Origin of the sequence: Acinetobacter sp. UBA5934 (genome assembly GCF_002430855.1) — a bacterium.
In the GTDB taxonomy this organism is placed as follows: Bacteria; Pseudomonadota; Gammaproteobacteria; order Pseudomonadales; family Moraxellaceae; genus Acinetobacter.
On the sequence record NZ_DJDC01000085.1, the window covers coordinates 1 to 8760 of the forward strand.

An 8760-nucleotide genomic window follows, 5' to 3' on the forward strand; every position below is an offset into this window, starting at 1 on the left:
AAATGAGAAATATCTTATTAAGCTATTTCTCATTTTTTAATGGTTCAATATATAAATCAATTATATTTTTCTAAAAATAATATTCTTTCTTTAGTCATGTCGATTTGACATTGCATAGCATCAAAATGACTTTCTCTTCCATAATTTTTTTCATCTGCTACACATATTGATTCCTTAAGCTTGATCCATTCCCGTTGAGAATTTTTTAATTTATTTTTTTTAATTTTCGACAGCTTACTTATTTTATAAGCATATAATTCATTCAATTCTTTATCATATTTATTATACTCGTTTATATAACATCCTAAAATATCATTAAAAATTACGCTATCAGGAACACATTTTTGACTATAAGCAAAACATGTTATTGAACTAATTAATAATATAAAAATTAATATTTTTTTATTGAAAGCAATCACATTTTAATCCTTCTTCAAATATAGCAGCTTCCTGCCTTCTACGTATTCCTACCCCTCTATTCCCATTTTTCCCTGTCTTATTCCAAAGCTTTGACATGTCTCTAAAAATATTCGGAATTGTATCGATCTCATTATTTTTAAATGCTTCTTTAATTTGCCGCATATGCTTTCGTGTTAACTGCCCTTTTTTATCCTTCAATCCAGGCCCACGATTAAAGACAAGTGAAAGTAACACTCCCTGACAATGAGGATGAAGATTTAATGCTTCAGGATAAATAGAGAGAACTTGATTAGCATAACGAGTCTTGAGCACGGTCGCTAAACGTAAAGCTTTATCTTTTGTAATCGTAATATCTGATAATTTTGGTATCAGTTCTCTTGCCACAGCACCAATTTTACCTTGTGCAGTCAATAATCGATTAATTTGCTCTGCCGAATAAAATGATGCTAAATCTTTTTGAATCTGTGCTTTTGTTTGTTGTCCTAAATCATAGCCTATTGCAATTGTAACACCACTAGAATTATCCCCTGGTTGGTATGGTTTAGCTTCGTAAGTTTCAAATTCTAAAATTTTCTTCCAAGTCAGCATGGAAATAATATAAGGACCTGGTTCAGTATTAAATGTTACTGTTTCGATAATACATTCTTTTGGACATGGTTTATTTTCAATATTTTTATTAATATTTGGTTTATCTTGCTGAGTACTTCCATTCGTGACATCCACATCTAAATGCAACTTAACTGAACTTTCCTTTATTCTTTTTGGTAAATAATTTACCGATTTGAGTGGCGTACCATCAGGTTTATATACTGTTATTTTTAACCATTTTCCAATATAACCTCGAACTGCAAGCTTTCCATTTGAAACAGAAATTAGATTTTTGTCTTTGCTCTCTAAAACCAATATTTCAACATTGGTTTTTGCTATATTATATTTATTATCATTTCTATCCAGCAGCGTAATCGTCGATAAGCTTTTAAAATTATTGTAAGGTTCATCTAATTGAATAAGAATTGGCTGTTTAGAACCATTACCAGAATTTACAGATTTTTTTAAAACAAATGTATCATTCGAGGTCAGAACTAAAATTTCAATGTCTCGATTTGGAGAAGATTCTATTTCTGCCAGTCCTTCTTGATTGGTACAACGTTCAAAAGACTTTTTCCCTTTAGGACGTGATTGTATAGGAAAATTGCTCATCACTTTTCCATTACTATCAACTACCTTAAAATAATTCTTTACTGTTTTACTCTGAGGGATTTTTATATTTTCTTTTCGATATTCTTCAATCGTTTTTGGTAAATAAACTTTTATGGGGTTACTGGCAGATGAATTTACAGATGAATTCATCATTTTAAAAACCGTATATTCTTTAGCATTCGGTGGTTTAGCTAAAATTTCGATTGTTCTGTTCGAAGAAGCCTGAAAGGTGAAAACCCCCTTTTCATCTGTCTTTTGCTGGTTCTCTCTGGTTGATCCTTGATAACGGGACTTTACATTTAGATTAATAATGCGTTGACCCGATTTATCATAGAATTTAGAAAAAATTGTGACTAAATTACTCATTAATCAAAATCCTCTTCTGTATAAACTTCATCCTCTTCTAGAATTTCTTCTTCTATTTCTTCTATCAACTCATCACAATTATCACTTGAGATATCCTGACTTAAATAAGTATTTAAAGAGTTAAATCCCAATGCTGTAAATTCTGTTTGTTGTGGAGTATAAAACCTTAAGGAACTCATATTTTTTTCGCTATCCAGCTCATTTTTAATATTTTTAATTAATTTTCCATCTGATTTATCAACAATAAGAATTTCCTTTTCCCCCTCTGAAAAACGATTCCAGCTGTAATCCATCTGATTACTATAAGGCGTTTCAAGCATTGGCAGACTGGTCTGAGGCACAACCACCTTCCCTCCTCCCCCAAAACTATGTTGCCCCGCCTTACTTTCAAACTTGCCACCCGTAGTGGTAAAAATACCCTCCCCATTAAGTTTTAATTGTGAACCGCCAGCAGTCAGAACAATTTCTTTAGGGCTAGTTATTTCAATCTTATCTTCGGTCGAAATTAGTTTAACAACCTTACGGGCTATGGCTTCAATGGCATCATCCTGTGCTTGTAATTCAACCTTTCCTTTTCCTGCATATAACTTTGCTCCTTCTTGTGCAGCAAAAAGACTAATTTTCTGACTGGCATGTCCAATTAAAGACTTCTGTGTACTGAAGTTAATACTCTCTCCCGCACTATGATGAATCTGTTGATCTGCTGAAATATGAATATCCTTATTTGTTGCAAGGGCAATCGAATTGGGTGCAGCCAATAGCATTAAAGCCTGTTTAAAACTATCTGCTTGTTCTTTTTCCCCACTCTCGATTTGCTCAAGAAAAGCCTTCAACCTTTCTAAAACGTCTAAGGAATCCGTTAGCTGATTTTCCGCAACTTGACTCAATGCCTGAGCATTATTCAGGCTCGATTGCAGTTGAGCTTTTGCCTCATTTGTACTGAGATGATGACCATTGGCTTGATCTTGATGATGAGTCGAAATCAGTAGTCCCTTACCCGCCCGAACAGCGCCCCATTGATCTGTTCTTAGCTCAAAGCCTTCACCACGGCCCTCACTGGTTTCTTGATCTTTAGGATGACTCAAATTGCCCAAATTCAGCTGACTGGTACCATGGCTACTCTGTAACTGGGTACTGATCTGTCCGCAAGTATCATCAAAACGTAATTGGTTAAAACCGGTTCCATCCACTTCTTGCGAGCGGATACCGCTGAGCTTTTTAGTCTCGGGTAACTGACCTTTCAGATCGAATTTGGTTTGATGGCGTTTTGCTTCATGAATCCGCCCCACCACGAAAGGTCGATCCACATCCCCCTCAAAAAAGTCAATTACCACAATTTCACCAATCCGCGGATGAAAACGTGCACCATATCCTTCACCTGCCCAAGGGGTTAACACATCTACCCAGGCTGAATCGGTGTCATTGTCATTACTGCCCGCGCCACCATCGTGACTATGATCATCGCTACGAGTAAACAAGAAACGTACTTTGATGCGTCCCCAGGCATCTACAAAAATACTTTCCCCTTCAGGACCCACCACTTTGGCTCGTTGCGGATAAGCAGGAGGTCGATGTACCACAGGATGATATTCAGGAACTACAGCAATATTGCGCCGTACCAGATATAACTCATTACCCTGTCGCTCTTCGCCTGAATTTTGCCAACGACTTAAGCTGAGCAATGTTTCTAACTGGCGCAGCATGTCTTTAGGCAAATTATTCTGGTTATAAAAAGATTTACCCAAAATCAGGAATTCTTTATCTGACCCTGAATGCAGATCAATTTCCGGATGATCAAGCAATTCAAACCAGTAACCGACATGCGCATCACGTACGCTACTCTGGGCAGTAAAATATTTGGACTGCAAATCTTGATACTGGGATAACTGCTGATTGAATTTATCTAACTGTGGGCTGCCTGAAACCGTGCTTTGATCAGTACCAGTTAAATCCGAAGTCCAAGCCGGGCTGATGCTCCAGGCTTGCTCTAAACTTAAGGTTTCATTGTCGTGCAGATCACTATGCTGATGATTGCTTAACCGGGTATTGGCTTGATCCTGAGACAGACTGTTGGCTTGCCAGCGCTGAGCTTGAATAGCGGTCGACTGCAAATGACGCTCAGCAATAAAACTGGTAATGCTATCGAATTGTTCTGTAGCATGACTGCGGTGAAAGCGGATCGATCTTCTGCTTAAAGCACTATATTGAGAATTTTCATCAATTAGACGTAATTTCTGTGGCTGTATGGCAGCTGATGATGTCGCTACCACCTGTTCCGCTTCATCAATCAGCCAATTAATCCCTTCACTGCGCCATAGTCGTGTCAGAAATTCATAATCCGTTTCATTGGCCTGCATCACAAAAGGACGCACATCATATTCTCTGCTCAAACCTTGAGTATTTAAACTTAAGCTGGCTGCAAACAAGACACTTTTCGTTTGCCATTCCTTAAACAGGATTTCACTGATATCCCGTACACTCTTGTTCATAAATACGCGACTGTTACGGCGTTTGTGCCAAAGTGCAGTCGCATCTTCAAGAGTCAGTTTATATACAGTGAGTGCACCGTCACTTTGACCTTGGCTGGCTCCCGTGATGATGCCGGTGATTCGAGACAGCTGGCCTGCATCGTTTACCTGATCAACTGCCACCTGGCCGCCAATAAATTGTTTTAGCGGAATATGTGCGTTAGTCGACAAGCAAATCAGTTCAGCCTTAAGCCCCTGATTGATGCGATGTTGTCCTTCAATGCGTTGAATAAAAACTTGGGAATTCAGCACTTGATGAGAAAATTGGATATGTAGGGCGCGCTTTTGCACACCTAAACCCATCCCCTCCATGACAGTATGGATATTTTTAAACATAATCATTTATTGTTGTTATAGCTTTATTTTAATTTGAGACGCATTCTAGAAAATGTTGTTTTTTTCGTCTAGTAGGTTTTTTGTTAATTTTATCTCTTAGCGCTATTCAGTTAAATGAATGAAATTAGTTAAAAAAGTGCAGAGCTTTAGTTCATCCTTTGATTCTGCTGTGAGACGCTTGCTGTTAAACTGGAAAGCATAAGAATATTGAAGAGTTCGGGTCGTGATTGAGATTCATTCCAAACTACCGGCACAGGGTGTCACTATTTTCAGCGTGATGACAGCGATGGCACAGCGTCTGAATGCCTTAAATCTTTCTCAAGGTTTTCCCGACTTTGCTGCTCCTCCGGCACTACTTAAAGCTTTAAGCCAGGCCACTCTGGATGGTTTTAACCAGTATGCACCTGGTGATGGCTTAATTTCCTTGCGTGAACAATTGGCCCAGCAATTTTTAAAACGCGATCAATTGGTGATTGATCCGCTGACTGAAATCACCATTACGCCCGGAGCCACCCTGGCTATTTTTGTTGCCATTCAGGCTCTGATTCATGCCGGTGATGAAGTAATTATCTTTGATCCCTGCTACGACAGTTATGGACCGAGCGTGCAGCTGGTGGGCGGCAAAGCGGTTCATATTGCCTTAACTGCACCGGATTTTTCCGTGGACTGGAACCAGGTGAAAGATGCCATTAACGATAATACCCGGATGATCGTTGTGAATACCCCGCACAATCCAAGCGGTGCCATCTGGTCACGCCAGGACTGGTTAAATTTAATTGAATTGATTCGGGATAAAAATATTATAGTGCTGTCCGATGAAGTCTATGAACATCTGGTCTTTGATGGCCAAAAGCACTATTCGGCGCTGTCTTTTCCTGAATTGCGTGATCGCAGCATTGTGGTCGGTTCCTTTGGTAAAACCTTCCATGTCACTGGCTGGAAAACCGGTTATTGTGTGGCCTCACCAGAACTGATGAAAATATTTCGCCAGATTTACCAGTTTGTCAGCTTCTGCGGCGTGACGCCGGTACAAATGGCCCTGGCTACTTTTATGCAACAGCATCCTGAGCATATTGAAGGGCTTGCAGACTTTTATCAGGATAAGCGTGACCTGTTTAATTCCGGCCTGCGTAATTCACGCTTTCATTTTACTCCGTCACAGGGCACCTATTTTCAGAACCTAAATTATAGTGCTATCCGGCCCGAACTGGATGATGTCGAGATGTGTAAATTCCTGGCTGAACAGCACGGTATTGCCGCTATCCCAATATCAGTGTTTTATCAGCGCCCACCAGAAAATTTACGTTTAATCCGTTTCTGTTTTGCTAAGAAAGATGAAACGCTAGAACAGGCTACTGCCATTTTATCTGCGGTATAAACTTATTATTTTCCATAAAAACTCAGCCTCAGTTACTTAAAAGCTAAGGCTATTTTAGGCTAATTCAGCTAGGGTTAGCTTAAATCTGAAAATGATAAAAATATCTTTACAGGACGTTCAATGCCTCAACATCAATCACTGCTCACTCAACAGAAATTATGGAAAACCTTTTTAATTTTCCTGTTGCCGTTGATTGCGACCAATATTTTGCAAAATCTTTCAGGAACGATTAATACCGTTTTTGTTGGGCAAATGATGGGGGTAAATGCCATTGCAGCAGTGGCTGTGTTCTTCCCGATTTTGTTCTGTCTGATGGCTTTCGTGATTGGTCTCTCAGCAGGTGCAACCGTATTGGTTGGACAGGCGTGGGGGGCGAAAAATGTTGAAAAAGTCCGCTGTGTAGTCGGTTCAACCCTGTTTATGACTGTAATTGGCGGCAGTATCATTGCCCTGTTGGGGGTGCTTTTTGCTGAACATATCTTGCTTGCCTTAGGCACAGATCCTGACGTCATGCACCTATCCCTGCCTTATGTACAGTGGATGCTTGCTGGTAGTCCATTGCTGTTTATCTATATTATTTATACTTCCATTTTACGCGGTGTCGGTGACAGCACCACCCCGCTGATTGCATCCGGCATGACTATTCTGATTGGCGTATTCATTACCCCGGTACTGATTGCAGGATATTTTGGCTTTCCGAAAATGGGCATTGTCGCGCCTGCCATTGCCACCATTGTCGGTTACCTTGCGGTACTGATCTTTTTGGCTGTGTATCTTAATAAAAAAGATCATCCGCTTAAGCCGGACCGTCATCTGCTCAGTCATATTCGTCATCAACGCGAACTCAGTATAATCATTCTGCGACTCGGCATTCCAACCGGGGTTCAAATGGTGACGACTTCCGTTGCAGGCTTGGTCATTGTCGGCTTGGTGAATCGTTATGGTTCACATGCAACCGCAGCCTATGGTGCCGTCAATCAGGTGCTGAATTACATTCAATTTCCCGCCCTGTCTATTTCTATTGCCGCGTCGATTTTTGCCGCTCAAGCGATTGGGGCCGGAAAATCGGATTTACTCAACCGAGTTACGCGTACGGCGCTCCTTATGAATATCGTCATTACCGGTGGACTGGTGGCTTTGGCTTATCTGTTCTCAAAATATCTGATGGCACTGTTCATCACCGACCCGACGGTGGTTGTACTGGGACAGCAACTGTTATTTATTGTGTTGTGGTCAATTATCTTTTTTGGTGCGAGTGCCATTTTTGCTTCCATCATGCGTGCTAGTGGTACCGTAACTGTTCCCATGATCATCAATATTGCTGCCATTATTGGCATTGAAGTGCCGTGCGCCTATTTGTTCAGCCGATGGTGGGGCTTGCAAGGCATCTGGTATGCCTACGCTCTGGCCTTTGTCTGCCTATGTATTCTACAAGGACTGTATTATCAGTTTGTCTGGAAGAAAAAAACCGTAAAAGCTTTAATTTAGAAAATGTCAGTGGTTTAAAAGAAGTGATAAAAGTGCAGGCTGGCGTTGGATCAGCTTATCCCATATTCCTTATAAGGATTTAATTTTATCGTATTTTTCAAGCTTTTGATTCCTTGTTATAAATCTTTTGGAAATCAATGATGATAACAGGGCAAGATCATGGCTAAACGACAAATTAAACTGGGGGCTTTTATTCCTACCACCTCGCAACATGCCGCAGGTTGGCGTCATCCACAGTCGCGTCCACACGATCATTTAAGTCTTGATTACGCCATAGAACTGGCAAAAACCGCCGAGCAAGGCTTATTTGATGCCTACTTCCTGGCTGATGGCTTATCGGTGAACTGGAGTCATGGTGCGTCTAAAAGCAAGCAAAGTATTGGTTATAGCGACAAGGTGGTTGGCTTTGAACCGGTGACTTTATTTGCGGCCATTTCTGCCGTGACCAAAAATATCGGCTTTATTGCCACGGCCTCAACCACTTATGAAGAACCTTACCTTTTGGCACGTAAATTTGCCTCTTTAGACCATATCAGCAAAGGTCGTGCCGCATGGAACGTGGTCACTACCATTTCAGCTGATACAGCGCGTAACTTTGGTTTTAGTGCCCATCCGGATGCTAAAGTTCGTTATGAACGCGCCGATGAATTTATTGAGGTGACGCAAAAACTCTGGGATTCCTGGGAAGATGATGCTTTCCTTTATGATAAAGAAAGCGGTCAATTCTTTGATGCAACCAAGCATCATGAACCACTACATACAGGCAAATATTTTAATGTACAGGGTGCACTGAATGTGCCTCGTCCGCCGCAAGGTTATCCTGTGATTGTGCAAGCTGGCCAGTCGGAAGATGGGCGTGAACTGGCTGCAAAATATGCCGAAGTGATTTTCACTGCCCAGCAAGACCTAAGCGATGCCCAGGCTTTCTACCGTGATGTGAAAGCGCGTTTGGCTAAATATGGCCGTCAGGCTGATGACCTGAAAATCATGCCGGGTGTATCGGTTTTTGTCGCTAAAACCGAACAGGAAGCGCAAGAAAAATAT

General features: G+C 40.8%; 5 protein-coding genes and 1 pseudogene. 3 read left to right on the forward strand and 3 right to left on the reverse strand.

The genetic code is table 11. The annotated features are described in order from the left end of the window. Positions 1-56: 56 nt before the first annotated feature. Genes B2Y23_RS06020 through B2Y23_RS06030 form a run of 3 tightly spaced genes read right to left on the reverse strand, consistent with a single transcriptional unit; the run spans position 57 to position 4850 of the window. Positions 57-419 carry a lysozyme inhibitor LprI family protein gene (locus tag B2Y23_RS06020; protein WP_291369611.1) on the reverse strand — a complete coding sequence of 121 codons (363 nt, stop codon included), beginning with the start codon at positions 417-419 and terminating at the stop codon, positions 57-59. Further along, on the reverse strand, positions 403-1986 hold the full coding sequence (locus B2Y23_RS06025; RefSeq protein ID WP_291369613.1) for a hypothetical protein: 1584 nt from the start codon (positions 1984-1986) through the stop codon (positions 403-405). Before B2Y23_RS06025 ends, B2Y23_RS06020 begins: the two co-directional genes overlap by 17 nt. Then, positions 1986-4850, reverse strand: a complete 2865-nt coding sequence (locus B2Y23_RS06030) for a type VI secretion system Vgr family protein (RefSeq protein WP_291369615.1) — start codon at positions 4848-4850, stop codon at positions 1986-1988. The genes B2Y23_RS06025 and B2Y23_RS06030 overlap by 1 nt, the downstream gene beginning before the upstream one ends. Before the next feature lie 223 nt (positions 4851-5073). On the opposite strand from B2Y23_RS06030, the gene B2Y23_RS06035 reads away from it, so the two are divergent. The 3 genes and pseudogenes from B2Y23_RS06035 to B2Y23_RS06045 form a co-directional block, all read left to right on the forward strand. Continuing rightward, positions 5074-6228: a methionine aminotransferase gene (locus B2Y23_RS06035; RefSeq protein WP_291369617.1), complete on the forward strand. Its 1155-nt coding sequence runs from the start codon at positions 5074-5076 to the stop codon at positions 6226-6228. Between the two features lie 120 nt (positions 6229-6348). Then, positions 6349-7716: an MATE family efflux transporter gene (locus tag B2Y23_RS06040; RefSeq protein WP_291369619.1), complete on the forward strand. Its 1368-nt coding sequence runs from the start codon at positions 6349-6351 to the stop codon at positions 7714-7716. A 159-nt stretch (positions 7717-7875) separates the two neighbouring features. Continuing rightward, positions 7876-8760 (forward strand): annotated as a pseudogene (locus tag B2Y23_RS06045) (NtaA/DmoA family FMN-dependent monooxygenase); the annotation flags it as partial.